Annotated in this window: 25 protein-coding genes; 21 read left to right on the top strand and 4 right to left on the bottom strand. The window is 46.0% G+C overall.

All coding sequences use genetic code 11. The annotated features are described in order from the left end of the window. The first annotated feature begins 225 nt into the window (after nt 1–225). The 8 genes from MMB75_RS16670 to MMB75_RS16635 all read left to right on the top strand — a co-directional run bounded on the left by MMB75_RS16670 (nt 226) and on the right by MMB75_RS16635 (nt 9,530). Nucleotides 226–1,518 (top strand): ABC transporter substrate-binding protein, encoded by a 1,293-nt coding sequence (locus MMB75_RS16670; RefSeq protein WP_045244209.1) that lies wholly within the window; start codon nt 226–228, stop codon nt 1,516–1,518. A 27-nt stretch (nt 1,519–1,545) separates the two neighbouring features. Next, on the top strand, nt 1,546–2,508 hold the full coding sequence (locus MMB75_RS16665; protein ID WP_016819793.1) for a carbohydrate ABC transporter permease: 963 nt from the start codon (nt 1,546–1,548) through the stop codon (nt 2,506–2,508). Between the two features lie 3 nt (nt 2,509–2,511). Then, entirely contained in the window at nt 2,512–3,351 is an 840-nt protein-coding gene (locus tag MMB75_RS16660) for a carbohydrate ABC transporter permease (protein WP_016819794.1), read from the top strand. A gap of 332 nt (nt 3,352–3,683) precedes the next feature. Continuing rightward, entirely contained in the window at nt 3,684–4,970 is a 1,287-nt protein-coding gene (gene ilvA, locus MMB75_RS16655) for a threonine ammonia-lyase IlvA (RefSeq protein WP_045244208.1), read from the top strand. Nucleotides 4,971–5,168: 198 nt separating this feature from the next. After that, complete coding sequence (gene abnA / locus MMB75_RS16650) at nt 5,169–6,143, top strand: arabinan endo-1,5-alpha-L-arabinosidase AbnA (RefSeq protein WP_025364058.1); 975 nt, start codon at nt 5,169–5,171, stop codon at nt 6,141–6,143. 218 nt (nt 6,144–6,361) lie between these two features. Continuing rightward, on the top strand, nt 6,362–7,429 hold the full coding sequence (locus MMB75_RS16645; RefSeq protein ID WP_371317303.1) for a FecCD family ABC transporter permease: 1,068 nt from the start codon (nt 6,362–6,364) through the stop codon (nt 7,427–7,429). Beyond that, nucleotides 7,429–8,454: a FecCD family ABC transporter permease gene (locus MMB75_RS16640; protein WP_257126688.1), complete on the top strand. Its 1,026-nt coding sequence runs from the start codon at nt 7,429–7,431 to the stop codon at nt 8,452–8,454. Before MMB75_RS16645 ends, MMB75_RS16640 begins: the two co-directional genes overlap by 1 nt. A 128-nt stretch (nt 8,455–8,582) precedes the next feature. Beyond that, nucleotides 8,583–9,530, top strand: a complete 948-nt coding sequence (locus MMB75_RS16635; RefSeq protein ID WP_257126689.1) for an ABC transporter substrate-binding protein — start codon at nt 8,583–8,585, stop codon at nt 9,528–9,530. Nucleotides 9,531–9,692: 162 nt separating this feature from the next. Here the strand turns inward: MMB75_RS16635 and MMB75_RS16630 are convergent, their stop codons facing one another. After that, on the bottom strand, nt 9,693–10,124 hold the full coding sequence (locus MMB75_RS16630) for a hypothetical protein (protein WP_029514841.1): 432 nt from the start codon (nt 10,122–10,124) through the stop codon (nt 9,693–9,695). A gap of 195 nt (nt 10,125–10,319) precedes the next feature. On the opposite strand from MMB75_RS16630, the gene MMB75_RS16625 reads away from it, so the two are divergent. From MMB75_RS16625 to MMB75_RS16615, 3 genes are all read left to right on the top strand, one after another. Then, the gene (locus tag MMB75_RS16625; protein ID WP_306459332.1) at nt 10,320–10,619 is read left to right on the top strand and encodes a hypothetical protein; all 300 of its coding nucleotides are present in this window, start codon (nt 10,320–10,322) and stop codon (nt 10,617–10,619) included. 274 nt (nt 10,620–10,893) lie between these two features. Beyond that, on the top strand, nt 10,894–11,718 hold the full coding sequence (locus tag MMB75_RS16620; RefSeq protein WP_016819801.1) for an alpha/beta hydrolase: 825 nt from the start codon (nt 10,894–10,896) through the stop codon (nt 11,716–11,718). A 92-nt stretch (nt 11,719–11,810) separates the two neighbouring features. Beyond that, the gene (locus tag MMB75_RS16615) at nt 11,811–12,602 is read left to right on the top strand and encodes a dioxygenase family protein (RefSeq protein WP_031462907.1); all 792 of its coding nucleotides are present in this window, start codon (nt 11,811–11,813) and stop codon (nt 12,600–12,602) included. 72 nt (nt 12,603–12,674) lie between these two features. Here MMB75_RS16615 and MMB75_RS16610 read toward each other — a convergent pair whose 3' ends face one another. Together MMB75_RS16610 and MMB75_RS16605 are read right to left on the bottom strand one after the other, a co-directional pair. Continuing rightward, a complete protein-coding gene (locus MMB75_RS16610) occupies nt 12,675–13,598 on the bottom strand; it encodes a hypothetical protein (RefSeq protein ID WP_277508989.1) in 924 nt (307 codons plus the stop codon). A 352-nt stretch (nt 13,599–13,950) separates the two neighbouring features. Continuing rightward, nucleotides 13,951–14,469, bottom strand: coding sequence for a DoxX family membrane protein (locus tag MMB75_RS16605; protein WP_013369513.1), 519 nt, complete (start codon nt 14,467–14,469; stop codon nt 13,951–13,953). Nucleotides 14,470–14,720: 251 nt separating this feature from the next. Between MMB75_RS16605 and MMB75_RS16600 the strand changes: the two genes are divergently transcribed. From MMB75_RS16600 to corA, 7 genes are all read left to right on the top strand, one after another. Beyond that, a complete protein-coding gene (locus MMB75_RS16600; RefSeq protein WP_263559902.1) occupies nt 14,721–15,815 on the top strand; it encodes a DUF3048 domain-containing protein in 1,095 nt (364 codons plus the stop codon). Between the two features lie 188 nt (nt 15,816–16,003). Further along, nucleotides 16,004–16,618, top strand: a complete 615-nt coding sequence (locus MMB75_RS16595; protein WP_007428879.1) for a DUF47 domain-containing protein — start codon at nt 16,004–16,006, stop codon at nt 16,616–16,618. Nucleotides 16,619–16,632: 14 nt separating this feature from the next. After that, the gene (locus MMB75_RS16590) at nt 16,633–17,622 is read left to right on the top strand and encodes an inorganic phosphate transporter (RefSeq protein ID WP_016819805.1); all 990 of its coding nucleotides are present in this window, start codon (nt 16,633–16,635) and stop codon (nt 17,620–17,622) included. Between the two features lie 241 nt (nt 17,623–17,863). Then, nucleotides 17,864–19,312 (top strand): amino acid ABC transporter substrate-binding protein/permease, encoded by a 1,449-nt coding sequence (locus tag MMB75_RS16585; protein WP_016819806.1) that lies wholly within the window; start codon nt 17,864–17,866, stop codon nt 19,310–19,312. Next, entirely contained in the window at nt 19,305–20,033 is a 729-nt protein-coding gene (locus tag MMB75_RS16580; RefSeq protein WP_016819807.1) for an amino acid ABC transporter ATP-binding protein, read from the top strand. Before MMB75_RS16585 ends, MMB75_RS16580 begins: the two co-directional genes overlap by 8 nt. A 108-nt stretch (nt 20,034–20,141) precedes the next feature. After that, nucleotides 20,142–20,333 carry a hypothetical protein gene (locus MMB75_RS16575; protein ID WP_277508974.1) on the top strand — a complete coding sequence of 64 codons (192 nt, stop codon included), beginning with the start codon at nt 20,142–20,144 and terminating at the stop codon, nt 20,331–20,333. A gap of 241 nt (nt 20,334–20,574) precedes the next feature. Further along, nucleotides 20,575–21,534 carry a magnesium/cobalt transporter CorA gene (gene corA, locus MMB75_RS16570; RefSeq protein ID WP_016819808.1) on the top strand — a complete coding sequence of 320 codons (960 nt, stop codon included), beginning with the start codon at nt 20,575–20,577 and terminating at the stop codon, nt 21,532–21,534. Between the two features lie 6 nt (nt 21,535–21,540). On the opposite strand, the gene MMB75_RS16565 is transcribed toward corA, so the two are convergent. Continuing rightward, nucleotides 21,541–22,047 (bottom strand): hypothetical protein, encoded by a 507-nt coding sequence (locus tag MMB75_RS16565; protein WP_016819809.1) that lies wholly within the window; start codon nt 22,045–22,047, stop codon nt 21,541–21,543. Nucleotides 22,048–22,276: 229 nt separating this feature from the next. On the opposite strand from MMB75_RS16565, the gene MMB75_RS16560 reads away from it, so the two are divergent. The 3 genes from MMB75_RS16560 to MMB75_RS16550 all read left to right on the top strand — a co-directional run bounded on the left by MMB75_RS16560 (nt 22,277) and on the right by MMB75_RS16550 (nt 24,408). Continuing rightward, complete coding sequence (locus MMB75_RS16560) at nt 22,277–22,567, top strand: YerC/YecD family TrpR-related protein (protein ID WP_007428885.1); 291 nt, start codon at nt 22,277–22,279, stop codon at nt 22,565–22,567. Continuing rightward, nucleotides 22,567–23,355, top strand: coding sequence for a sirohydrochlorin chelatase (locus tag MMB75_RS16555; protein WP_016819810.1), 789 nt, complete (start codon nt 22,567–22,569; stop codon nt 23,353–23,355). Before MMB75_RS16560 ends, MMB75_RS16555 begins: the two co-directional genes overlap by 1 nt. A gap of 171 nt (nt 23,356–23,526) precedes the next feature. Continuing rightward, nucleotides 23,527–24,408 carry a diacylglycerol kinase gene (locus tag MMB75_RS16550; protein WP_025677329.1) on the top strand — a complete coding sequence of 294 codons (882 nt, stop codon included), beginning with the start codon at nt 23,527–23,529 and terminating at the stop codon, nt 24,406–24,408. Nucleotides 24,409–24,599 lie beyond the last annotated feature (191 nt).

The raw sequence follows: 24,599 nt of genomic DNA, 5'->3' as shown, positions 1-24,599 counted from the left end.
GACCCAACTCCGAGTTTCAATTGGAGTTGGGTCGTTTTTTTATGCAGAAATCATCATATTCCCATCCAATTCATTTTCCCCCTATAATGCAATGAGATCTATTTTACACAAAAACGAATTTTTTTTGAATAATATTGTTGTAAACTAATTTGTATTGATGTTAAATAATAAAAGAAAGCGCAATCATTTACGAATTAGGATTTCATCATGCGAAGGGGGAAGGATATGCTGCTGCGAAGAAATAGCATGGCTTTGATGCTTATGGCGGTGGTTTTGATGGCTGGACTGCTGCAAGGTTGTTCTTTCAAGACTGATGAAAAGGATGGGCCGGGAACAGAACTTGTATTATGGACATTCAATGAACTGCATGAGAAGTTTTTTCTGCAAATGGCTGACCAATGGAACCAACAGCACCCTGATGAATTGATTAATTTGAAAGCGAATACATTTCCTTATGACAACCACCACAGCAAGCTCTCGATTGCGTTGCAATCAGGGGTGGGAGCGCCGGATATCGCGGATATTGAGGTCAACAAAATTGGTAATTTCCTCAAAGGAATACCGCAATTGGTCCCGCTCAATCCGGTGATTGACCCTGAGATTAATAACATTGTGCCTTCCAGAGTACAGATTTACGGCAAAGACGGTAAGTATTACGGCATTGACTTTCACGTTGGAGCCGAAGTGATGTATTACAATAAAGAGATTATGGATCAGGCGGGGGTAGACCCGGATTCCATCGTTACCTGGGCAGACTACGCTGCTGCTGGCAAGCAAGTGCTGGCCAAAACGGGCAAGCCGATGGCGACCTTGGAGACCAATGACCTGTGGAGCTACTGGCCGATGATCTCCCAGCAAAATTCAGATTTTTTGGATGACAAGGGCGAGTTGACGCTCGATAACGAAACCAATATTAAAACACTGGAGTTTCTCCAACAAATGATAAAAGACAAAATCGCTATTCCCGCACCGGGCGGCGGGCATCATATGGAGGAATACTACGGGTTTATGAACAAAGGCGGGGCCGCTTCAGTGTGGATGCCGATGTGGTATATGGGACGTTTTACGGATTACATGCCTGACTTGAAAGGAAAAGTCATTATTAGACCGATGCCGGCGTGGGAAAAAGGCGGCTATCGCTCAGCAGGTATGGGCGGGACCGGAACGGTAGTCACGAACCAATCGAAGCACCAGGATTTGGCGATGCGTTTTCTAGCCTTTGCCAAGCTGTCCAAGCAAGGGAATGTGGAGATTTGGAAGCAACTAGGGTTTGATCCCATCCGCAGTGAAGTGTGGACTATGCCGGAAGCCAAAGCCAAAAATAAATTTACGGATTATTTCGGAACCAATATTTTTGACACGCTGATCGAAGTAAAAGATGAAATCAATGCGGTGCATATTGGACCGAAAACGCCTGACATCGCCAGTGCTGTACGTAATAAAATACTTTATCGGACACTACAGAGTGGCGAAGATCCAGCCACGGTGCTGCATGAGCTAGCAGATGAACTGAGATAGACCCCAACAGGAAAGGGAGTGAGATTCATGGCAACGCCCGTTCATACGAACGCTAATGTACCGACAGGTCAGCCGCCAAAAACTCAGCGTCCGACCAGAAGCCAATGGAGCCGATTTATTCATTCCAGTCGTACGGCACCGTATGTATTTGTCCTTCCATTTTTACTGTCCTTTGCGCTGTTTTTTGCGTATCCGGTCATCTCGACGGTCATTATGAGCTTTCAGGAAGTCTTGCCAGGGATAACAACTTATGTTGGCCTGGAAAATTATAAGGATTTAATGAATCCTACATTTGGAAAAGCAATTTTGAACAGCGTCCTGTACACGCTGCTTACACTGGTCGTGTTGATTCCTCTGCCACTGGTACTGGCGGTATTGCTAAATTCGCCTAAAATGCCGGGTAGAGGGCTGTTTCGCTCCGTAATGTTTATACCCGCACTCACCTCAGTGGTGGTAGCAGGAACAATCTTCCGACTCATGTTCGGGGAATTGGATGGCTCGCTGATGAACTCCCTGTTGGGGATATTCGGTCTTGAGCCTTACAAATGGCTAATGAATGCGAACACCGGCTTTTTAGCGTTGATCGTGTTGGCCTTATGGAGATGGCTCGGGGTAAACATGCTGTACTACATGTCGGGGTTACAGAACATTCCTCCCGAGTTGTATGAAGCTGCTCAGATCGATGGGGCCAGCCGCTTTGATTCATTTTGGCGGATTACGATTCCTATGCTAAAACCCGTGACAATCTACGTATTTACGATCAGTATTTATGCCGGATTATCCATGTTCACCGAGAGCTATATGCTGTGGAACGGAAACAACTCTCCGAATGATATTGGATTGACGATCGTTGGCTATCTCTATCGCCAAGGTCTGGAACAGAACAGCATGGGCTTTGGAGCAGCGGTGGGGATTGTATTGCTCGTATTCACATTAGTACTGAACCTGATCCAGCTCAAATTTTTTGGCATGTTTCGGAAGGAGGATTAAGCGATGGCTCAGAAACAAAAAGGCCCATTATCTGCATTTCTCGTTGTCCTGTTCATTCTGTTTGCCGGGTTCGCCCTGTTTCCGCTATTTGCCGTGACGCTTGCCTCATTCAAGCCATCAACGGAGCTGTTGCGCTACGGCTTGAATCTCAAGCTGGAGTGGGCCATCATGTCCTTAAAAAACTATGCGTTCATCTTTCAGGGGACGACGGATTATTTTCAATGGTACTGGAATAGTCTTGTCATTACTATCTTGTTTACGGTGTTATGTCTGATATTGTCCGCGATGGTCGGGTATGGCCTGGAGATGTATCGTTTTAGACTGAAAAATGTGATTTTTACACTGGTGTTGGTCGTGATGATGATCCCGGTAGAAATTATTATGCTGCCACTTTACAAACTCATGATCGGTATGAAGCTGATCAATACGGTATGGGGTGTGATTTTGCCATTTGTCGTCGCACCGATTCCGATCTTTTTCTTCCGTCAATATTTAAGCGGGGTACCCAAGGACTTTATGGATGCTGCACGGGTTGACGGCTGTTCAGAGTATGGTATTTTTGTGCGGATTATGATGCCTCTGATGGCACCTGCCTTTGCGGCAATGGCTATTTTACAAGCTATGAACAGTTGGAATAACTTCCTGTGGCCGATGATCGTATTGCGTACTAACGACATGCTGACACTGCCAATCGGTCTGTCCAGTCTGCTGACGCCATATGGCAACAATTATGATGTGCTGATTGCCGGTTCAGTCCTGGCTATTTTGCCGATTCTCGTCGTGTTTCTGTTCTTCCAGCGTTACTTTATTGAAGGGATGACTGCAGGCGGGGTGAAAGGATAATCATTGCGGTGCTGAATGAGTCGACTGAATACAAGAAATGTATAGAGTCAGGAAAGGCGGGCCGGGCATTGTCTCGGCCTGTTTTTTTATGAACTCAATGATTTTCATTCTCATTTTCATGACTATCAACTGCACAAGCTATAGGTAAACGTGGTATGATGTTTGAAAGATTTCAAATACAGCACTTTGCATAATTCGATTCCTAACGCTCAAAAGTTTAATATATAGACGAACTAAACCGATTCGATCTATATATTACTGATTTGAAATCGCTCTTGGGATTTATGCAAAATGCTCAATACAGAAATATTCAGGCGGAGCGTGGAGAACCTATGGAACCAACAGAAACCCAGAAAACTGAGCCGGCCACAGCGTCAACCGTTGGCATGGAGGATATTGTACGGGCGCATCATATGCTGCGTGAGGTGATTGTTCGTACACCTTTACAGAGGGATGCCGTCCTATCGGCCAAATATAACTGTAATGTGTATCTGAAACGAGAGGATCTCCAAGTTGTGCGGTCCTTTAAAATCCGTGGAGCTTACAACATGATCCGCAGCCTAACTCCTGAGCAAATGGAAAAAGGGATCGTGTGCGCGAGTGCGGGTAATCATGCGCAAGGTGTGGCTTTTTCATGTAACGCGCTTGGCATCCACGGTAAAATATTTATGCCGAGCACAACGCCCAATCAGAAGGTGAAGCAGGTACGTCGCTTTGGCGGAGACAGTGTAGAGGTCATTTTGACCGGAGATACGTTTGACGATGCTTATGACGAGGCCATGAAGGTATGCAGCGAACAGGAAATGACCTTTATCCATCCGTTCGATCAACCGAAAATTATTGCGGGCAATGGCACGATTGCGATGGAAGTGATGGAGAGCCTGGATACACCTGCGGACTATATGTTCGTGACGATTGGCGGCGGCGGTTTGGCGGCAGGCGTAGGCACATATGTTAAAACTGTGAATCCGACCACCAAAGTAATCGGTGTAGAACCCCTGGGCGCAGCATCGATGACGGAAGCGATGCGTTTGAACAAGGTCGTTACACTGGAGCACATAGACAAGTTTGTTGACGGGGCTGCGGTGAAGCGAGTGGGTCAGTTAACATATGACATTTGTAAACATACCTTGGATGATATTGTGAAGGTACCGGAAGGCAAGGCATGTACAGCGATTCTGGCGCTGTATAATGAAAATGCGATTGTTGTGGAGCCCGCGGGTTCGCTGCCTGTAGCAGCACTTGATCTGTATCGTGAGCAGATTCAAGGCAAAACAGTAGTCTGTATCGTTAGTGGTGGCAATAACGACATTGATCGTATGCAGGAGATTAAGGAACGCTCCCTAATATACGAAGGACTAAAACATTATTTCATGGTGAATTTCCCGCAAAGAGCAGGGGCACTGCGTGAGTTTCTTCAGGAAGTGCTTGGACCGGACGATGACATTACTAGGTTTGAGTATACGAAAAAGAATGATAAAGAAAATGGCCCGGCGCTGGTCGGTATTGAATTGTTACACAAGGAAGACTATCTTCCTTTAATTGAACGAATGAATCGCAAAGGGCTTAACTATACGGAATTGAACAAAAATGAGAATTTGTTTAATATGCTTATCTGACAAGGAGCCTACGGGCTCTTTTTTTTGTATGTGCAATGTTATGCGTAGTTTATGAATTTCTTTTTATTTGAAATAAAGCGTTTACAAAACTGAAGTTAATAGGTTAATATATGTGTAACTTCATAAGCGAAAACACTAACGTAATAGACGTATCACCAGATTTCTCATTATAAGATACTTATTCGGAGGTGCGAAAGAATGTTGAAAGCATGGAAAAAATCAGTACAGGGTAAATTCGCCCGAACAGCGTTTGCTGCCGTAACTTCGGCTGCTTTGTTGCTGTCCGTGGTGCCGTCCACATCGGCCGAGCATTGGGCGTTAACAGGCGATGTGGCAGTACATGATCCATCCATCACGAAGGAAGGCAATGCATGGTATATTTTCTCCACAGGACAGGGAATACAGGTTCAAAGATCAGATGACGGACGCAATTTTTACAGATTGCCGCAAATTTTCCTGTCGCCACTACCATGGTGGAAATCGTATGTTCCTAAACAAACCCCAAATGATGTGTGGGCACCGGATGCTCAAAAGTACAATGGACGTGTGTGGGTGTACTATTCCATTTCTACTTTTGGGTCGCGTACTTCGGCCATTGGCTTGACTTCAGCAACGAGCATTGGCGCAGGAAGCTGGAGAGATGATGGACTGGTGCTGCGTACAACGGATTCTGACGATTATAATGCGATTGACCCGAATCTGGTCATTGACGCTTCCGGAAACCCGTGGCTTTCCTTCGGTTCATGGAATACGGGCTTGAAAGTAACTCGACTGGATAAAAATACGATGAAGCCTACGGGCCAGATTTATTCTATTGCTAGACGTACGGCTGGAGGTTTGGAAGCACCGCATGTTACATACCGCAACGGCTATTATTATCTGTTTGCCTCCATTGATAACTGCTGCAAAGGCGTAAATAGTAATTACAAAATCGTTTATGGTCGCTCCACCAGTATTACCGGGCCGTATGTGGACAAGAGCGGAAAAAACATGATGGACGGCGGTGGAACGATATTGGATGCGGGGAATGATCGCTGGAAGGGACCGGGCGGACAATCTGTCTATAACAACAGTGTGATTGCGCGTCATGCCTATGATGCCACCGATGGCGGAAATCCAAAGCTGCTGATTAGTGATTTGAAATGGGATTCAGCAGGCTGGCCTACGTATTAATATAGCGGATTACTTGAAATCATTCACAGCGATCTCACAAAGGTATATCTAAAAACTGTTCCTCCTAATGGGGGAACAGTTTTTGGCTTGCAATGTCATAGAAACATGCTATTATGTATCAAGTTGATAATCATTATCATTGACGTTATCGTAATGAGAGCCATGGTGGCTTTCAGGTATGGAGGGAGTGACCTCACCGAATGCAGTCTAAAGACAGCATGGACAAACATACAGCTTCGACAGAGAGGACCGCACCTGAAGTAGCCTCTGTAGCCCGTCCGGTGCTCCGAGCGGGTAGGATTCGGCAGGCGTTGTTGTTTACAGCTTCTGCTGTATTGTTGGCCTTGGCCATATTCGCTGCCATTTCTTTTGGAGCCAAAGACCTGACCGTAAGCACGGTGTGGTCGGCAGTATTTCACTATGATCGTTCGCTGATGACACACAGGATCATTCATGAGCTGCGATTGCCGCGTGTACTCGGTGCAGCTATCATTGGGGCTGCGCTGGCGGTTGCAGGCTCTCTGATACAAGGCATTACACGCAATCCGTTGGGGGATACAGGTGTGCTGGGCATTAACGCAGGAGCGATGTTTGTAGTTGCAGTGAGTTTTGCTTTTTTCCCCGATCTACCTTATGGGACGTTAATTATATTGTCGTTCCTGGGGGCACTGATGAGTACCTTACTGGTATTCGGGCTGGGAGCATCCGCGCCGGGAGGACTGACACCCATGAGACTAACGGTGTCTGGAGCTGTGACAGCAGCCTTGTTAGGTTCCATGACTTCGGGAATTGCGATTTATTTTGATCTAAGTCAGGATCTAGCCTTCTGGTATGCGGGTGGTGTTGCCGGAATCAAATGGTCGCAGCTTAAGATTCTTGCGCCGATTTTGCTTATTGTGATCGCTTGGTCTATGGGGCTCGCACGCTCCATTTCATTGATTTCAATGGGCGATGAGGTAGCATTGAACCTGGGACTAAATCTCAGGCGTATCCGGCTGTTGGGTTTGCTGACTGTGGTGGTCCTGGCTGGGCTATCCGTATCGGCTGCCGGGGCCATCGGCTTTGTAGGCTTGGTCGTTCCACATATTGCTCGCAAGCTGATCGGTGTGGATTATCGCCAGATCGTACCATTGTCTGCATTATTGGGAGCCGTGCTGCTAGTGCTGGCTGATTTGGGAGCGAGAATGGCGAATCCACCGGAGGAGCTAGCTATTGGAATTATGGTGTCTTTTATCGGAGTACCTTTTTTCCTCTTTCTCGCTCGTAAGGAAAGGAGGGAATTATAGTGAGTCGCTCTCTAGGGACAGGGGATACAAGAACGACCAAGGCTTGGCTCGTTTGCTTCGTATTGGCTGGAATCAGCTTTGCTGTCCTTGTTCTAGGTTTGAATACCGGAACGATTCGTATTCCACCGCTACGCGTGCTGGATACACTGTTTGGCGGCGGGAGCGGACGTGATCATATGGTCCTGTTTGAATACCGTCTGCCGCGGATTGTTGTAACAGTGCTGACTGGAGCGGGACTAGGTGCAGCCGGGGCAGTCATGCAGGGCTTATCGCGAAACGCACTCGCAGATCCGGGAGTGCTGGGCCTTCATGCGGGGGCTGCGTTGGGTCTGGTGATGTATGTTAGCTTTTTTCGCGATCTGGAAGGATCAGTAGCCTTGTTCATTCCCTTGTTTACCTTTGCAGGAGGTGTCGTTGCGGCGGTACTGATTGTTATGTTGTCCTATAGTGGCAGCAGAGGAATCGTGCCTGTGCGATTAATTCTGTCCGGTATCGGTGTAGCCTCAGGGCTCAGCGCCATAACGCTGTATTGGTCGTTGCGGCTGGATGAGGATACGTACGCATTTACCGCACGTTGGTTGGCTGGCAGCGTATGGGGACGGGACTGGATACATGCAGTGGCTTTACTACCGTGGATTGTCATTGTATTGCCCTATGTTCTATCTCAGACACGTAGCCTGAATAATCTGTCGCTGGGTGATGAGACCGCAGCTGGAATTGGTACAAGTGTGAAGCGCCAGCGTCTGATACTGCTGGGCGCAGCAGTGGCTCTTTCGAGCGCCAGCGTATCCATGGCCGGAGGCATCGGTTTTATTGGGCTGATTGCGCCTCATCTGGCTCGCCGTCTGGTTGGACCGATGTATCAGCATTTGCTGCCAGTAGCCGCTTTGGTCGGGGTCGTTATTATGGTCACAGCAGATACGATTGGTCGTTCGGTATTTCAGCCGAATGCGATTCCAGCAGGTGTAGTGGTTGCTGTGGTAGGAGCTCCGTATTTTTTATTCTTGTTGTCCCGAACCAAATGACTATAAGATTAGGTTACATATACAGTCCAATGCTGCACATGATGCAGCGTGCGGAACAACAACGAAGTAGAAGTTTTGACGATTTAACATTATAAAATAGAGCTTCTATAGTATAGGAGAGAATATTCATGAGAAAAAATAGATTTGAGGGTTCAGGGCTTAAACGTTCATGGATAGCCCTGTCTCTTGTGGCATGCATGATCATGCTGTCCGCTTGTGGACAAGCAGCAGACAAACAGACTAGCGATACGAAAGCGGACGATAGTGCCCAAACCACCATTAGTGCGGATTCGCGTATTGCCTCAATGTCTATTCATTTGACGAATAATCTGCTGGCATTGGGCATTACTCCAGCAGGTTCAGTTATTGGTGGAGATGTGAAGGATTTTCTGCCCCATGTAAAAGATCGTCTTCAAGATACTCGTAAGCTGGGAGTTGTCACAGACCCCGACATGGAAGCGGTACTGGAGCTTCAACCTGATCATATCTTCCTCGACAAAAAATATTCGGGAACTGATGTGGCCAAGTTTGAAAAAATTGCACCAACTGAGGTTTTTGATTTGGATGAAGGTACATGGAAAGATCAATTGAAAAAAATAGCTGCCATGGTTAAACATGAAGCACAGGCAGACACTTTTCTGAAAGATTATGATACACAGAGGGAACGGGTCAAAAAGCTCATTCATTCCAAAATCGGAGACGGGACTGTCATGGCTGTACGTGTCACAGCGAAAGAAGTTCGTGTCATGGGGATGAAGCGTCCAGTAGGACCGTTATTGTATCAGGACTTAGGCTTGAAGCCAGCCAAAGGTGTGGAAAAGATCAACAAGGCCTACCAGGTTGTATCCCAAGAGGTTTTGCCGGATTATGATGCCGACGCCATCCTGGTGATTATTAGTAAAGGTGCGGATGCGCAAAAGGTATACAAGCAGCTGGAGGGGAACACAGTATGGCAAGGACTTAAGGCTGTGAAGCAAGGTCATGTCTACATGCTGGACGGACAGCCTTGGCTGGACTATTCCGCGATGGGGCACAAAATTGCATTGGATAATGCAGAACAACTATTTTCCAAATAAATGCTAAAGTACAGCAAGCCGTATTCCCCATGCATCTTCTTGCAGGTGGGGGTACGGTTTTTCTGACGATCCCAAGCTTCAAGTGAGGTGGCTGATTGCAAATAAAAAGGAGCTGCTACGATTCCGTTATGAGGCAGCTCCAGCACTGTGAGAATTGCGAGGTTATGAATGTTTTTTACGCAGAAAAATCGGTTTGAGTCCAATAAAGCCAATGGCCGCCAGCACTAAATTCATCCATGGTGAGATTTTGAATACCGGCAGCACACTGCGCAGCGCAAGTCCGGCGACAAGAATGACAACAACCAGTACTACATACATCAAGATGGATTTGAAATTCATTTGGGGCTTCACGGGAGCATGGTCTGGTTGTTGTGTCTCCTCGCCTTCTTCCGGACGATCCATGAAATTCATTAGTGCTTCAACCAGCAGAATGGCACCTGCGGCGATGATGATGAGGGTGGAAAGGCTAATTTTTTCAAAAGGTTTGATATCCCCGCCTGTAAATGTGATAAACCAACCGATAATCGCCTGTGTCAAGAAAAACATGGACAAGGCAACCCATGCAATAAGCGTATAATTTTTTGCTTTATTCATTGCTTCCTCCTGCTTTATGATCGTATTCCAAGCTGATGGAATCGCCATTTTGTAACAAAGACAGTATACGTGAGGAAACGCCGGATGGCAAAAGGCTTATCCATTATGTATATTACCGCCGCATTCTCCTCAAACTGGATACAGGGTGAGCGCATGGAGCAACCTGAATATAAAACGTTGAGAGGATGTGGCATCATGGAACTGGAGAACCAGGCAGATTATTCGGTCCAAAAACGACTGACAGGTGCTCCGAACGGGAACAGTGGGGGAGCCTTGCTTGCAAACGTGAGTCACCGGAGCGTTCGAGGGACATCTCCAACGTACCGTATATTGGACGATACTGAATTGGCTGAGGACACAGAATTTGCAGGTGAACTGGGTGAACAGAGCTACCGCAGCCTGTGGCATGAGGATCAAAATAACGGCGCCTCTTGTAAACTGGAGTGGGAGGGACGAGTCGAAACCCACCAAATGTTCAGGCACAGCTACGAATAGCAAGTCGTCTACTTTAATGTAGAGATTGCACTCTAATAAGCGAGTAGTATGGCGTTCTCCGACAAGCATTGGGGAGCGCCATTTGTTTACTTCCATATCGGTATGAACTGACAGGTTGACAAGGAAGCAGGGCGATGATAGACTGACTTTACTATAAAACTTATTAAACTTATCGGAATTAAAGTGAATAAATATTCTGGATGGATATTCCACGTTACTATATGAGCTTGAATGATGAAATGCTGTAATGAAGCTTGAAACAGGGGGAATCAGGATGGAACGGCAAATTGGAATTCGTTTTGAAAATGAGGAACTGGCCGCTACAATTCATTATCCAAACCGTACAAATGAGGGAGAGCGTCAAAGACGTGTTCCACTCGTTGTTATTTGCCACGGTTTTGTGGGCAATCGAATCGGAGTCGATCGATTATTTGTCAAGACTGCGCGTGAACTGGCTGAAGGGGGGTATTTTGTACTGCGCTTTGATTTTGCCGGTTGTGGAGAAAGCACTGGTGAATACGGCAAGCAGGGGCTCGAATCCATGATCAATCAGACACGCACTGTGTTGGATTACGCCGTGAATTGCGCGGACATTGACCCGACTAAGGTGACGTTGATCGGTCACAGTTTGGGGGGCGCAGTTGCCCTTCTCACAGCTGTTCGGGACAAGAGAGTACAGAACTTGGTCCTTTGGTCAGCTGTCGGCTATCCGTTCAACGACATTGTCAAAATTACGGAGCGAAGCGTATACGACGAATCTGTTAAAACCGGTCATGCAGACTACCTGGGCTATAAGTTCACACCAGCTTACTTTGAGTCATTAGCTCAATTCCAACCGTTCCAGGAGGCCGTTAAATTTAACGGTGATGTGCTCGTTATTCATGGCACCTCGGATGATATCATTCCTGTGGATTATGCGTTTCTGTTTCAAAAGGTGTTCTGGATGCGTCCGGAAGGACGCTGTGATAAGGAAATTATTTTTCAGGGAGATCACACTTTCTCATCAGGTAAAGAGCGGCAACAGCTGATTGACCGCACACTGGAATGGCTGGATGAACAAGAAAATATTCAACGGGATTGGCAGCACTGGATGATCTGATTTCAGGGTGTAACGGTTTGTATTGGAAATTGTGCCTCCGCCGGAGTAAAATGAAAGAGTAACACTATACTGGCGTGTGGAGGTTGGCAGCGATGACATTACCCTCAATTTTTGTTGCGCATGGTTCACCGACACTGGCTGTAGAAAATAACGCATATACCAGTTTTCTTGCAAAGCTGGGCGCGAGCCTGCCCCGACCCAAAGGAATTGTCATTTTTTCCGCGCATTGGGATAGCCCCGATCAATGTATCAGCGCGGATGATCAGCATGCAGCGTTGCACGATTTCTACGGCTTTCCTGAAGAAATGTACACTCTTGATTACCCTGCACCAGGCGATCCAAAGCTGTATGAGGAGATAGGGCATCTGTTCAGTCAGCATAACCTGTTCCACCAGCCGGTTCGGAACCGGGGACTGGATCATGGAGCATGGGTGGTTTTGCGGCATATATATCCTGATGCGGACATACCGGTCGTACCCTTATCCATTGATTCACGGCGCGATCCTCAGGAGCAATACGAGATTGGACGGATGCTGGCGCCACTGCGTGATCAAGGGATTTTGATCCTCGGTAGTGGAGGCTTGGTCCACAACTTGCGGACACTCAAGCAGACGAGTGAGCCAGCCGATTGGGCCGTTCAATATGATGACTGGATCGCACAGCAGCTTCAAGACTGGAATTTGCGTCATCTGTTCCAATATGACAAGAAGGCTCCGTATGCCAAGCAGGCGGTTCCTTCGTATGGAATAGAGCATTTTTCACCTTTGTTTTACGTGATGGGAGCTGCCGATCATGATCGCTCCGCGCGTAAGCTTTTTCAGTCGTATGTCCTTGGCTCATTGAGTCTCAATTGTTGGGCTTTTGGTCAAGAAAGTGATCTGTAAATGTAAGAAAAAGAACTTCCGAAACCACATGATGTGTGGGGTTGGAAGTTCTTTTGGTCTGTTCCTCTTTGATTAATTAGCAGGCACGTTCTTTTTTAGCCAGGCGGATACTTGCGTAGTTCGCTTATCTTCATTTTGATCTAGTAGTGTCATAAATGCCTTCAGCTTTTGAATATAGGGACTCTTCGAATCCCTGTTGCGCTGAACGACGAGCTGATATCCTTTTTTGGCATTGGGGCGAATCTTGTTGGTGTCATCATCGAATAATGGTGTATTGTTCGTACCATAAAAAGTATAGAAGAAATAGAGATCATGTAATGATTTGACTGCTTGTGTACGATTGGAATGTGGATATTGGGTTATAAATGACTCTTGCGCCAGCACTCTTCCGGCTAACTGTTGATAACCGATGTGTAAAGCTGCATCCTTGGTAGCCGGCTGTCCAGATTCCGTCGCCATGATGTCAATATAGTCGCGGATATCTGCTGTAATGTTATTTCCGAATACTTTATATTTCTCATAATTGATGACTGGGTAAAACATGCCTTCTGCGGTTTCAAGTTTGTAGCCGGCATCTCTTGATTGAGTGAGTAGCTTTTTCAGCTTTGTATCACTTGTCCGGCTCATTACATTAGTGAACGAATCACCAGGTTTATAGACTTGATTAATCTTAGTTTGAATAGAGGTCGGATATAAGGCCTGTGCATATGAATCCAATTGCTGTTTCTGTGCATTTTCCAAGTGTAGCACTAGGATGGTAGCTTGAGAGGCCGGAATGGATTGGATATGCTTTTGTAAATAAGTGAATGCCTGAGGTAACTTGCCTGGTTGGCGTAGTAGCTGCTCGAAGGTTTTTGAAATATGTTGCACACCTTCTGCTTGAGATATTGTAGTAGATGTCGCTGCTTTGGCTGATGTCGTAGATCCCAATCCGATCGTCTGTTCTGTGAAAATTACTGCTGCGAGCATGAGGTAGGCTTTGGTGATTTTTTTCATGATATAACCCTCCATTGCGTTCTTTGATGTAACTGTAGTGTACAGGGTAAATGTATCGTGAACATTCCATGTTGTATCCAACTTGTAAACGTTTGTGGGGGAAGATGAATCCGAAAAAGGAGTCTCCAAGTCAGAGTGGACTTGAGGACTCCTTTGTTCATTTAAATAGAGGAGGGGCAGCATGGCCACACATACAAGCAGCATAGCTGCGCAAAAACACCAAGAGAAGCAGCATAGCTGCACAAAAACACCGAAGAGAAGGAGCATAGCTGCAAAAAACACCAAAGAGAAGCAGCATAGCTGCACAAAAAAACAACCATTAGCCAGAGGATAACGGTTGTTTTTTGGGTAGTTAAGCTATTTTTCGATTGGGGTCCGTTTGATAAGTATCTTTATTTTTACCAAACAGTCCACGCAGGAAGGGCAGTACCCAACGGTCAAAGCCGATTCTTCCGGCATTTGCACCAGCAACGATAAGGAAGATTTCAACCAGCAGGTAGATTGCATTGGTGCTTACTGTACCCGAGAACAGGAACGAGAAGTTCATAACCATAGCCATCAAAGTAGCCAGTGTAGTCAATGTACCAAGAAGTAGGCCAACCCCGACCAAGAACTCACCCAATGGGATCAGGACGTTGAACAAACCGACATTCGGCAGAGCAAAGGCTTCAAGGAACGATCCCCACCAGCCTTGTACAGCGGGATGATCTCCACCTGTTTTAGCAATGGCCCCCGAGATAAATCCACCTGCATCGAATCCGCCAGTCAGCTTCTCAAGTCCGTGGGTCATCCATTCATAACCTAGATAAACCCGTACTACAGTCAGCAGCCACATTGCTACTTTGTTCTCACGTAACCAGTTGTTAAACATTTAAACCACTCCTCTTTCTTAATCTATAATGATGGGTTGTATTTCATTTTGTTTGGGATGATCATCTTTGCTACACCTTTATTGTATTAGGTTCAGTTACAGTTATTTGTGATAAAAATCACAAAGTCTAAATATTTTTTTAAATTTTAATGTCTTCAGATAAGTATTCTATAGAGAGGTAATGCCTCAATCAAGACAAAAACAGGAAATAAAGCTTATAATGAGAAAAATAACTATGTGGAGGGATGAACTTGTCCGGGCCCATGTCTCAACGAAATCATTGGCTGCGTGTGATGGCCTCAGCTCTGTTATGCATGACAATGATGTCTTGTTCTGCTTTGTCCAATACGGGTGAATCTGAATCCGTTCCCAAACCGACCCAGCAAGAAACAGAGAAAAAGGTGCTTGAACCGTCTATGGAGCCATCTGTTCCGGCATTTACAGCTCCGCTTACCGGGCTTCCGGTGGAGCAGCCTGTTATAGAGCGGCCGCTGGCTGTCATGATTAACAATGCTCCGGCTGCGCGTCCACAGGCGGGGCTTAGCCAGGCAGACATGGTATATGAAGTTCTTGCAGAAGGCGGAATTACCCGTTTGGTAGCTTTTTTCCAAAGTCATGGTGGTGATGTGAAGATCGGTCCGGTCCGAAGCATCCGACCGTATTTGATTGAACTGGGCGAAACCTATGGTGCGTTGCCGATACATGCAGGGGGAAGTACAGATGCCTATGCGATTTTACAGCAGCAGCGGAAGGAGCATCTGGACGAGATTTCAAATGGAGGGGCTTACTTCTGGCGAAGCAAAGACCGTCGTCCTCCACATAATTTATACACAGATGTGAGCAGACTGCGTAAAGGAAGCGATAGCAAAGGGTATGCCAAGCAGACGGAGGTTCCAGTATATCGTTATCTTAAAACTGGCGAAACTCCAGTTATGGTGAACGAGAGTGCCGCCTCTTTGCACATCCGATTTTTGTTAAAAAGCTATCGCGTATCTTATACCTATGATCCAGCTGATCAACGATATAAGCGTTTTGTGAACGAAAAGTCACATCTAGATCAAAATAATAATCAACAGCTCTCAGCGGCCAATGTGATTGTGATGAGTACGAGGCATCGAACGTTGGATGATGTAGGTAGACTAAGTGTTGAGCTGGACGGTAGCGGAGAAGCCATGGTGTTTCAACAAGGAAAGCTAATACGTGCTGAATGGCAGCATATATCTGGCGATGCGATTCGGTTTATGAAAAATGGGGTTGAAATCCCGTTAACGCCAGGTACATCCTATATACATGTGGTACCTGCAGATACTTCACTAGCGGAACATGTAACAATAGAAGCAAATTAGAAAACGTAATACTCCTTTTTAGGGAAAAATTGTCGGATAATGACCTTCCATGTCGGGCATTGTATACGTATATCTAGAAATTTGCTTTTACAAACATTACAAAAACATTGATGAGTGTGATAAGATAGCAAAGGTTGTCTATTGCAGTCGAAACAGGTTGCGGATATTTTCGTAAAGGGGTAATCGTTATGAGATTGAAGAAAAAGGATATATTCTTCGAGACGTTGGAAAATATGGCAGATACGATCGTGCAAGCAGCCGATTATTTTGCCCAACATACTTCAAATCTTCAAGATGTGACTTTGTTTACCAATGAGATGAAGAAGTATGAAAATAAGTGTGATGATTACACACACACGATTATTACTGAGTTGAACAAGACCTTCATTACGCCGCTCGAACGCGACGACATCATGGAACTGACAACGACCATGGATGATGTGCTGGACGGTCTTGAAGCGACAGCCTCTCGTTTTTATATGTACAACATTACAGAGCCGGACGAGTATATTGTGCAGTTCGCTGATATTTTGCGTCAATCAGCTTACGAAATTCAAAAGGCTGTACATTTGCTTTCACAGAAAAAATTGCTGGCTATTCGTGAATACACCATTCGCCTGAATGATTTGGAAAATCAGGGGGATGAATTACTGCGTATTTGCATCAAAAACCTGTTTGCAACTGTAACTGATCCTATTGAGCTGATTAAACGCAAAGAATTGTACGAACGCCTTGAAACGACAACGGATTCATGCGAGGATGTTGCAAATATGCTGGAATCCATCATTATGCGTAACTCGTAAGGGAGTCCTTTTACATGGATACAAGTTTACTGGTACTAGGTATTGTTATTTTTCTTGCTCTGGCATTTGATTTTATTAATGGATTTCATGATACGGCGAACGCAATTGCCACTTCGGTCTCGACCCGTGCATTGACGCCGCGACGTGCGATTATTATGGCTGCGGTTATGAACTTTCTCGGAGCGATCTTGTTTACCGGGGTTGCCAAGACCATTGGTGGAAGTGTCGCTGATCCAACCAAGCTTACGAACGGAATTGATATCGTCATTGCGACGTTGATCGCCGCTATTATCTGGAATCTCTTGACTTGGTGGTTCGGTATTCCTTCATCCTCTTCCCATGCATTGATTGGTGCGTTGGCCGGAGCGGTGTATGTAGGTGCAGGACAGGATAAATTAAATTGGAGCGGCTTTATCGGGATTGTTGAGGGTCTTATTTTCTCCCCGCTGATTGCTTTTGTTGTCGGTTACATTGTGATGATGATTTTGAAATACATCTTTGCTTATCGCAGTCCGCATACGGTGAACAAGGGTTTCCGTACCATGCAGGTGATTACGGCAGCTATTCAGTCGTTTACGCATGGTACGAATGATGCTCAGAAGGCGATGGGGATTATCACGTTCGCACTCGTCTCGGCAGGGTATCAAGACCATTTGGAAGTACCTATGTGGGTGAAAATCTCAGCTGCAACAGCCATGGCGCTTGGTACGTCTATTGGGGGCTGGAAGATCATCAAGACGATGGGAACTAAGATTTTTAAAATTGACCCAATCAATGGATTTGCAGCCGACGTTTCGGGGGCTTCCGTTATATTCACAGCTACTTTGCTTCATTTGCCAGTAAGTACCACTCATGCTATTACTTCGGCGATTCTGGGTGTAGGGTCTGCGAAGCGTTTTAGTGCGGTTCGCTGGTCACTAGCTGGTCGTATTGTAATAACCTGGGTAATAACGATTCCAATTTCTGCGCTATTGTCAGGTTTGATATTCAAAATTCTTTTCTAGTTTTCTTCATGGTTTCTAGAAAAAGAACATACAATATAGGATACACAATAAGCTTCCGTCCGCTTTTTGCGGCAGGGGCTTATTGGCATTCTCGGGCAAAAATGCATCTCTAAAGTTTACACATCCAGATAGTTCCATGAGATGTTTTTTAAAAAATACCTGACATCAAAGTAGTCAATTTTTAATAACTCCTGTAGAATAAACAGAAAACTTTGAACCGTTCAACTGACTGGAGGATCTTATGCAAAAACCAAGAAAACTAATAGCACTCATGATTTGTTTGTTTTCTGTGGTTGCCCTGGCCGGTAATTTCGGTGTAGTGGCCCACGCAGAAAATAAAACAAAGTATGATATCGGCACGGATACAACGTTCGCGCCTTTTGAGTTTGAAGATGTAAATGGTAAATTTGTCGGAATTGATATGGATTTACTGGCAGCTATTGCTAAGGACCAGAATTTTGAGTATACCGTTAAGCCACTTGGCTTTAACGCGGCAGTGCAGGCCCTTGAAACGAATCAAGTGGATGGTGTCATTGCCGGGATGAGTATTACAGATGAACGCAAGCAAAAATTTGATTTTTCTGAGCCCTATTTCGACTCAGGTGTTGTCATGGCGGTCCGTAAGGATAATGATACGATTAAACGCTATGAGGACCTGAAAGGACAGCGTGTCGCTGTCAAAACAGGAACACAAGGCTACACATTCGCGGAATCCATTAAGGCAAAATATGGCTTTACTACCGTTCCGTTCGACGATTCTTCTCAAATGTATGATGAAGTTAAAACAGGTAACTCGGTTGCCTGCTTTGATGATTATCCGGTACTGGCATACGGTGTGACTCAGAATAATGGTCTTAAGCTGGTGACTGATAAGGAAAAAGGTGGCTCTTACGGTTTCGCTGTCAACCAAGGCAAAAATGCGGAGCTGCTGGAAAAATTCAATGCAGGGCTTGTGAATCTTCGTAACAGCGGGGAATATGACAAAATTATGTCCAAATACCTGGGAGAATCCGGCAAAGGTGTGGCTCCTGTAGAACGCAGCCGCTGGGAACTCATTTCCGCTTCGCTGCCTGCGTTGATTAAAGGGATGGGAAATACGCTGTTGTACACCCTGGTATCCTTGCTCGTAGCCTTTTTGCTGGGACTGGTGTTTGGCTTTATGAAAGTGAGCCATAACAAGGTGTTCCGCGGTATTGCAACTGTTTTCGTTGATGTATTCCGTGGTATTCCACTGATCGTACTTGCATTCTTTATTTACTTCGGTATCCCACAGGCACTCGATTTTAAAATGCCGCTTTTTGTCGCGGCGGTGTTGACGTTATCCCTAAACGCTGGTGCTTATGTGACCGAAATTATCCGCGGGGGTATTCAGTCCATTGATCCGGGACAAATGGAAGCCGCTCGTTCGCTTGGTTTGCCGTATCGGACAGCCATGCTGAAGATCATTCTGCCACAAGCCGTGAAAATCATGATCCCGTCGTTTATCAATCAGTTGGTTATTACGTTGAAGGATACGTCCATTCTGTCGGTTATCGGTCTGGTTGAATTGACTCAATCGGGCAAGATCATTATTGCACGGACGTTCCAATCCTTTGATATTTGGCTGGTCGTTGCGGTGATGTATCTTATCGTCATTACAGTCTTGACCAAAATATCCAACCGTCTTGAAGGGAGAGTTCGCCGTGGGTAAGATTATCGTTAAAAACCTGAAAAAAAGCTATGGCAGTAACCAGGTGCTGAAAGGCATTGACATGCAAGTGCGGGAAGGCGAAGTTGTATGCGTCATTGGCCCTTCTGGTTCAGGGAAAAGTACGTTTTTACGTTGTATGAATATGCTGGAGGAAATTACAGCTGGTGAGGTCATCGTCGATGACTACAAATTGGGTGACAAAAACGTGGACATTAACAAGGTCCGTGAAAATATAGGTATGGTGTTTCAGCATTTCAACCTGTTCCCGCATATGACGGTGCTCAAGAACATTATGTTCGCGCCGACTGAGCTGGGCAAACAGACGAAGGCAGAGGCCCGTGAGACAGCTATGAAGTTGCTGGATCGCGTAGGTTTGGCCGATAAGGCAGATGCATTGCCAGGACAGCTTTCCGGCGGCCAGAAGCAGCGTGTGGCGATTGCACGTGCGCTTGCAATGAACCCAGACATTATGCTGTTCGACGAGCCAACCTCGGCGCTTGATCCTGAAATGGTGGGTGAAGTGCTCGGCGTAATGAAAGATCTGGCTCGCGAAGGCATGACGATGATGATCGTAACGCATGAGATGGGCTTTGCGCGTGAAGTAAGCGACCGTGTCGTATTTATGGACGGTGGTTACATCGTGGAAGAAGGAACACCGCAAGAGGTATTTGGTAATCCGAAAAACGAGCGGACCATTAGTTTCTTAGAAAAAGTATTGTAAGTGGGCTAGGGTTTACTTTGAGCGCAGATAGAGATGTGTGTGACGCTCCGCGTTCCATTTGATCTTCCGATCGCTGTTGCCTCTGAATTTTTTTGGATTATGTAACACATGAAAAGGTTAGAATTCAGGGGCAAAGGCGAGCGCTTCGCTTCTCCAGATTCAAATGTACCGCTCCGCTACTGCCCGCTGAATCTGCTCCTTTCTTTGCAAAAGCCTGCCCCACTTTTAAATGAGTGGGTGCAGGCAGAGGGAATTGGCGCAGCGCTTTGCTTGCTGCGCCGAGGGGGATATAGCGAGTAAGTATCATTCGATTTGAATGGTGGAACCGGGCATCCCACAACTGTATAAGAAATGGAAAAAAGATTTAAGGGGTAACGAATGAATTATTTTAAGGATATCTTCGGGAGCGTGCTGGCCCGGAGATATCCTTTTCTTCATTAGAGCATATGAAACCTAGAACTTGAGATTTGTATAATGTGGAATGGCTTATATAAAATATAAATAACACATAAGACGGCAGTATAAGCGAGGGGGACGTACGGTGATACGTACATTGGCTATAGGGCACGATCATCAGGTGACGGTGGGACAACCGTTAGAGCAGATTGTCATGGAAGATTACATATGGATCTGGGCTGACTTTAACGAGCCTACAGATCAGGAGTCAGAGCTGCTGACGAGTTATTTTCATTTTCACCCGCTGGCTGTAGAGGATTGTATGCATGTTCTGCAACGTCCCAAGTTGGATTATTACGAGAATGTACAGTTTCTGGTGGTACATGCGCTTGATGTAGATACATTAGAGGCGGAAGAGGTAGATATGTTTATTAGCAGCCGTTTTTTGGTTACATATCACCATCATGAACTAGAGGAGTTGGATCAAGCTTGGGAGCGGATTGTCGAGCATGCGAACGAACGTAAAATATGGTCTCGCGGACCGCTGGCTGCAGCTTATACTGTGATGGACAAGCTGGTAGACAACTATTTTCCGAGCCTTTTCATCATTGAGGATGAATTAGCCGAGCTTGAAGGTTTGGGCGCACACGAATCGGTAGAGGAATTAATGAAGCAGGTATTTGACCTGCGTGGCAGGTTGCTCAAGCTGCGCCGTACGATCGTACCGATGCGTGATCTGATGTACCGAGTTTTGAATTCACAGCATGTGCAGGGTCAGGGGGATCATATGGCTTATTTTACGGATATCTATGATCATTTATTGAAGCTGACGGACATGTTGGAGGCCGACCGCGAGATGACAGCCGACCTGAGAGACAGTTACATATCGCTTAATTCCAATCGCATGAATTCAATTATGAAGACGCTGACCGTAATTACGACCGTTTTTATGCCCTTGACGCTGATTGCAGGAATTTATGGTATGAATTTTTCGAATATGCCCGAGTTGGGCTGGAAATATGGATATTTTGGCGTACTGTTCTTTATGTTCTTATTGAGTGTTGCGATGGTGGTGTGGTTTATGCGCCGAGGTTGGTTTAAATAAAATAGCCTACTTTCTTGTGCGTTTGCGCGGACGTCTGCGCGGGGTTGTGGTACTTTTGCGCTGTGTCTTTTTCCGGCGTCGGCGTGGTGGGGTATATTCATCCAGTTCCTCAGTAATTGGTGTTGTCGTTTTTTTGCTTGCGTTTTTGTTGAATGCTGGGAGCGAGCCCATAATCAGTTTTGCCATCGGAGCAAATTGCTGCACGCTAGACATGATCTTTTGTACCTTGCCGACCGTAGCAACAATCCCGTCAATACCGCCCATACGGTCAATAATACCTTTAATATCGTTGAGATTACCAAGACCGCCAAGCAGCCCTCCTTTGGCTGGGGTGGGGTCTGGCGTGACCACGGCGGCATCTGTTATGCTCGCTGGTGCCTCATAAGGCACCACGGCGGAGGAATCGACTTGCGGAACCTCGCTGTAGGGATCGAGTCCAGGGTAAGGAGTTGAACTATACGGATCGGAGATAGAACGCGTTTGCGCCCTCCGATGATAGTAATGTCCAGGCATGAGATCACATTCCTTTGCAGATTGATACTCTACTGTATGTTACAAACGCACAGTGGGTTTAGGCGCGTGTCCTGAGATTAGGTATAAAAGCGGATTTGGGCATTTGTACAGGAAGTTTCTGCAGTCATGTAATGTTGTTCTGTAATGCGTGAAACCGTTAATGCTTGAAAAACTAACTATTTGTCGAGTACAATGAGGAGAGATTGTAACCTTTGGGAGATGATAATCTATGCAGCTTAAAAAGCTTAATGATAAAAGTATTGATCAATTGTTCGAAGCTATTTTAACTCTTAAAAATTTGGAAGAGTGCTATGTATTTTTTGATGATCTGTGCACAATTAATGAAATTCAATCCCTCTCCCAACGTCTGGAGGTTGCCCGTATGCTTGGCAAAGGCAGCACTTATAATCAGATTGAAGCTGAGACAGGCGCCAGTACAGCCACCATTTCACGTGTGAAACGTTGCCTGAACTATGGGAATGACGGGTATAAAATGACTCTGGAACGTCTGGGTCGCTAATGCAGAGCCCTGGGATACTGGTCATCAGCCATGGCTCTAGAGAGCCATATTGGGTGGAACAGGTGGATCAGGCAGTTGCAAAGCTTCAATTGCTGGAAGCAATGCCGGTAGAGGTTTCATTTTTGGAAACGGTTAAAGGAAGATTGATTCAAGATGGGATTGACCGTCTGGAAGCCTTGGGGGTAACAGATTTACTAGTTATTCCTTTGTTTGTGTCGTCAGGCAGTACGCATGTAGATGAGATTAGCTATGCGCTGGGAGTCAAAGCTGCGCCAGACAAAGAAACGGATTTGGAGCCTTTTCAATTGAAGGCACGTGTGCATTTTGGTAGTCCATTGGATGATGGCGAAGATGTTGCCCGCATGGTGTGGGACAAGGTTCGTCTATTGTCGGTTGACCCTGCGAGAGAGGTCATTTTACTCGTAGGACACGGGAGCGCGCACAACGGCTTTCTTCAGCGCTGGGAGCAAGGGATTTCCTCGTTGGCTCGTACGGTGCAAAACGTGAGTGGCATCATCACGGATTACGCTTTGCTAAATCCTGAGGGTGTGCATGATAAGGCGGCGTACTGGAATCAGGAGCGGGGTCATGATGTTATTGTGGCACCGCTGTTTTTGAGTTCGGGATATTTTACAAGTCATATGATTCCCAAACGCTTACAGGGGCTGGATTACCGTTATTCAGGAGACCCTATATTGCCGCATCCTTTGCTTACAAGCTGGATGGACAGACAAATTCGTGAGCTGTTACAGAGCATGAAGACGCAAGCAAGGACCGATAATAATTAACCTGAATTTGGGATAGTGTTTCCAACCTGAAATTCCCTTATTTGGATAGTGAATGGCTTCTTTTATTGTAAAAGAGGTCTTTTTCCAGTATGATGATATTTTGTACAGACTGAATGTGATGAACTGCGATGTGAATATAAATATCATTAAATATACGGGTGGCGTAACGGAATGAAAAGAGCTAGATTAATCTATAACCCGACCTCTGGGCGTGAGGAAATGAAGCGTCGCCTTGCGGATGTCTTGCAGCGCCTGGATGAAGGTGGTATTGAGGCCTCTTGTCATGCAACTACAGGGGAAGGGGACGCAACGCGTGCCGCAACAGAGGCCGTTGAGCGTGGCTATGATATGATTATTGCCGCTGGTGGCGATGGTACATTGTATGAGGTCATTAACGGGATGGCTGAAAGGGAAAACCGCCCGCCTCTGGGTGTGTTTCCTCTAGGAACGACGAATGATTTTGCCAGAGCACTGGGCATTCCCAGGCATTGGGAGGATTATTGTGACCTCGTTATTCGTCAAAATCCGAAGCCACTGGATATTGGAAAAGCCAATGACCGCTACTTTATCAACATCGCAGGCGGTGGAACTTTAACCGAGCTTACATATGAAGTTCCAAGCAAGCTCAAAACGATGATTGGCCAATTGGCCTATTATTTTAAAGGTATGGAGAAGATGGTCAGCCTTGCTCCACAGGAGCTGATCATCAAGGCATCGGGTCAGGAAGTGATCCACGACGAGTTTATGCTTTTCCTGATCGCGAATACAAATTCGGTCGGCGGGTTTGAAAAGCTTGCTCCTGGGGCGACAATAGATGATGGACTGCTCGATGTCATCGCTGTGCGCAAATGCAATCTGGCGGAAATGATCCGGTTGGTTACACTTGCGCTGCGTGGGGAGCACTTGCAGGACAAGAAAATCGTTTATTTCAGAACCGATTACATGGAAGTGACCTCACCTGGCTATGTTCAGCTTAATCTGGATGGCGAATTAGGAGGCACCTTGCCAGCGACCTTCCGAAATCTTCCGCATCATTTGAATGTTTTTCGGTAAGGAAATGAACGGGAATGAATTGGTTCCCAGTTGGTTGAGCAGTGCGATATACAGAACGCAGAGTAGATAATTGTTTATGTAGGGAACATATCGGTCCTTGCCGCTCTCCGTGGGGAGTAACGGCATTTTCGAGTTGATGTTTAAACATCGTCTAGATGACGATTTGAATGATGTGGCTGAATGAAGATAAG

It is taken from the genome of Paenibacillus sp. P2(2022) (assembly GCF_029522175.1).
Taxonomy (GTDB): Bacteria; Bacillota; Bacilli; order Paenibacillales; family Paenibacillaceae; genus Paenibacillus; species Paenibacillus polymyxa.
The sequence above is the reverse complement of the archived record's forward strand: the minus strand, read 5'-3'. Positions and strand labels throughout refer to the sequence as shown.

Bases quoted from the DNA above. Each gene is read 5' to 3' on its own strand.
- MMB75_RS16590 (WP_016819805.1), top strand. From the start codon at position 16,633: ATGGATACAAGTTTACTGGTACTAGGTATTGTTATTTTTCTTGCTCTG.
- MMB75_RS16615 (WP_031462907.1), top strand. From the start codon at position 11,811: ATGACATTACCCTCAATTTTTGTTGCGCATGGTTCACCGACACTGGCT.
- abnA (WP_025364058.1), top strand. From the start codon at position 5,169: ATGTTGAAAGCATGGAAAAAATCAGTACAGGGTAAATTCGCCCGAACA.
- MMB75_RS16575 (WP_277508974.1), top strand. From the start codon at position 20,142: ATGAAAAGGTTAGAATTCAGGGGCAAAGGCGAGCGCTTCGCTTCTCCA.
- MMB75_RS16595 (WP_007428879.1), top strand. From the start codon at position 16,004: ATGAGATTGAAGAAAAAGGATATATTCTTCGAGACGTTGGAAAATATG.
- MMB75_RS16585 (WP_016819806.1), top strand. From the start codon at position 17,864: ATGCAAAAACCAAGAAAACTAATAGCACTCATGATTTGTTTGTTTTCT.
- MMB75_RS16665 (WP_016819793.1), top strand. From the start codon at position 1,546: ATGGCAACGCCCGTTCATACGAACGCTAATGTACCGACAGGTCAGCCG.
- MMB75_RS16620 (WP_016819801.1), top strand. From the start codon at position 10,894: ATGGAACGGCAAATTGGAATTCGTTTTGAAAATGAGGAACTGGCCGCT.
- MMB75_RS16670 (WP_045244209.1), top strand. From the start codon at position 226: ATGCTGCTGCGAAGAAATAGCATGGCTTTGATGCTTATGGCGGTGGTT.
- MMB75_RS16635 (WP_257126689.1), top strand. From the start codon at position 8,583: ATGAGAAAAAATAGATTTGAGGGTTCAGGGCTTAAACGTTCATGGATA.
- ilvA (WP_045244208.1), top strand. From the start codon at position 3,684: ATGGAACCAACAGAAACCCAGAAAACTGAGCCGGCCACAGCGTCAACC.
- MMB75_RS16550 (WP_025677329.1), top strand. From the start codon at position 23,527: ATGAAAAGAGCTAGATTAATCTATAACCCGACCTCTGGGCGTGAGGAA.
- MMB75_RS16610 (WP_277508989.1), bottom strand. From the start codon at position 13,598: ATGAAAAAAATCACCAAAGCCTACCTCATGCTCGCAGCAGTAATTTTC.
- MMB75_RS16565 (WP_016819809.1), bottom strand. From the start codon at position 22,047: ATGCCTGGACATTACTATCATCGGAGGGCGCAAACGCGTTCTATCTCC.
- MMB75_RS16660 (WP_016819794.1), top strand. From the start codon at position 2,512: ATGGCTCAGAAACAAAAAGGCCCATTATCTGCATTTCTCGTTGTCCTG.
- MMB75_RS16560 (WP_007428885.1), top strand. From the start codon at position 22,277: ATGCAGCTTAAAAAGCTTAATGATAAAAGTATTGATCAATTGTTCGAA.
- MMB75_RS16645 (WP_371317303.1), top strand. From the start codon at position 6,362: ATGGACAAACATACAGCTTCGACAGAGAGGACCGCACCTGAAGTAGCC.
- MMB75_RS16555 (WP_016819810.1), top strand. From the start codon at position 22,567: ATGCAGAGCCCTGGGATACTGGTCATCAGCCATGGCTCTAGAGAGCCA.
- MMB75_RS16605 (WP_013369513.1), bottom strand. From the start codon at position 14,469: ATGTTTAACAACTGGTTACGTGAGAACAAAGTAGCAATGTGGCTGCTG.
- MMB75_RS16630 (WP_029514841.1), bottom strand. From the start codon at position 10,124: ATGAATAAAGCAAAAAATTATACGCTTATTGCATGGGTTGCCTTGTCC.
- MMB75_RS16625 (WP_306459332.1), top strand. From the start codon at position 10,320: ATGGAACTGGAGAACCAGGCAGATTATTCGGTCCAAAAACGACTGACA.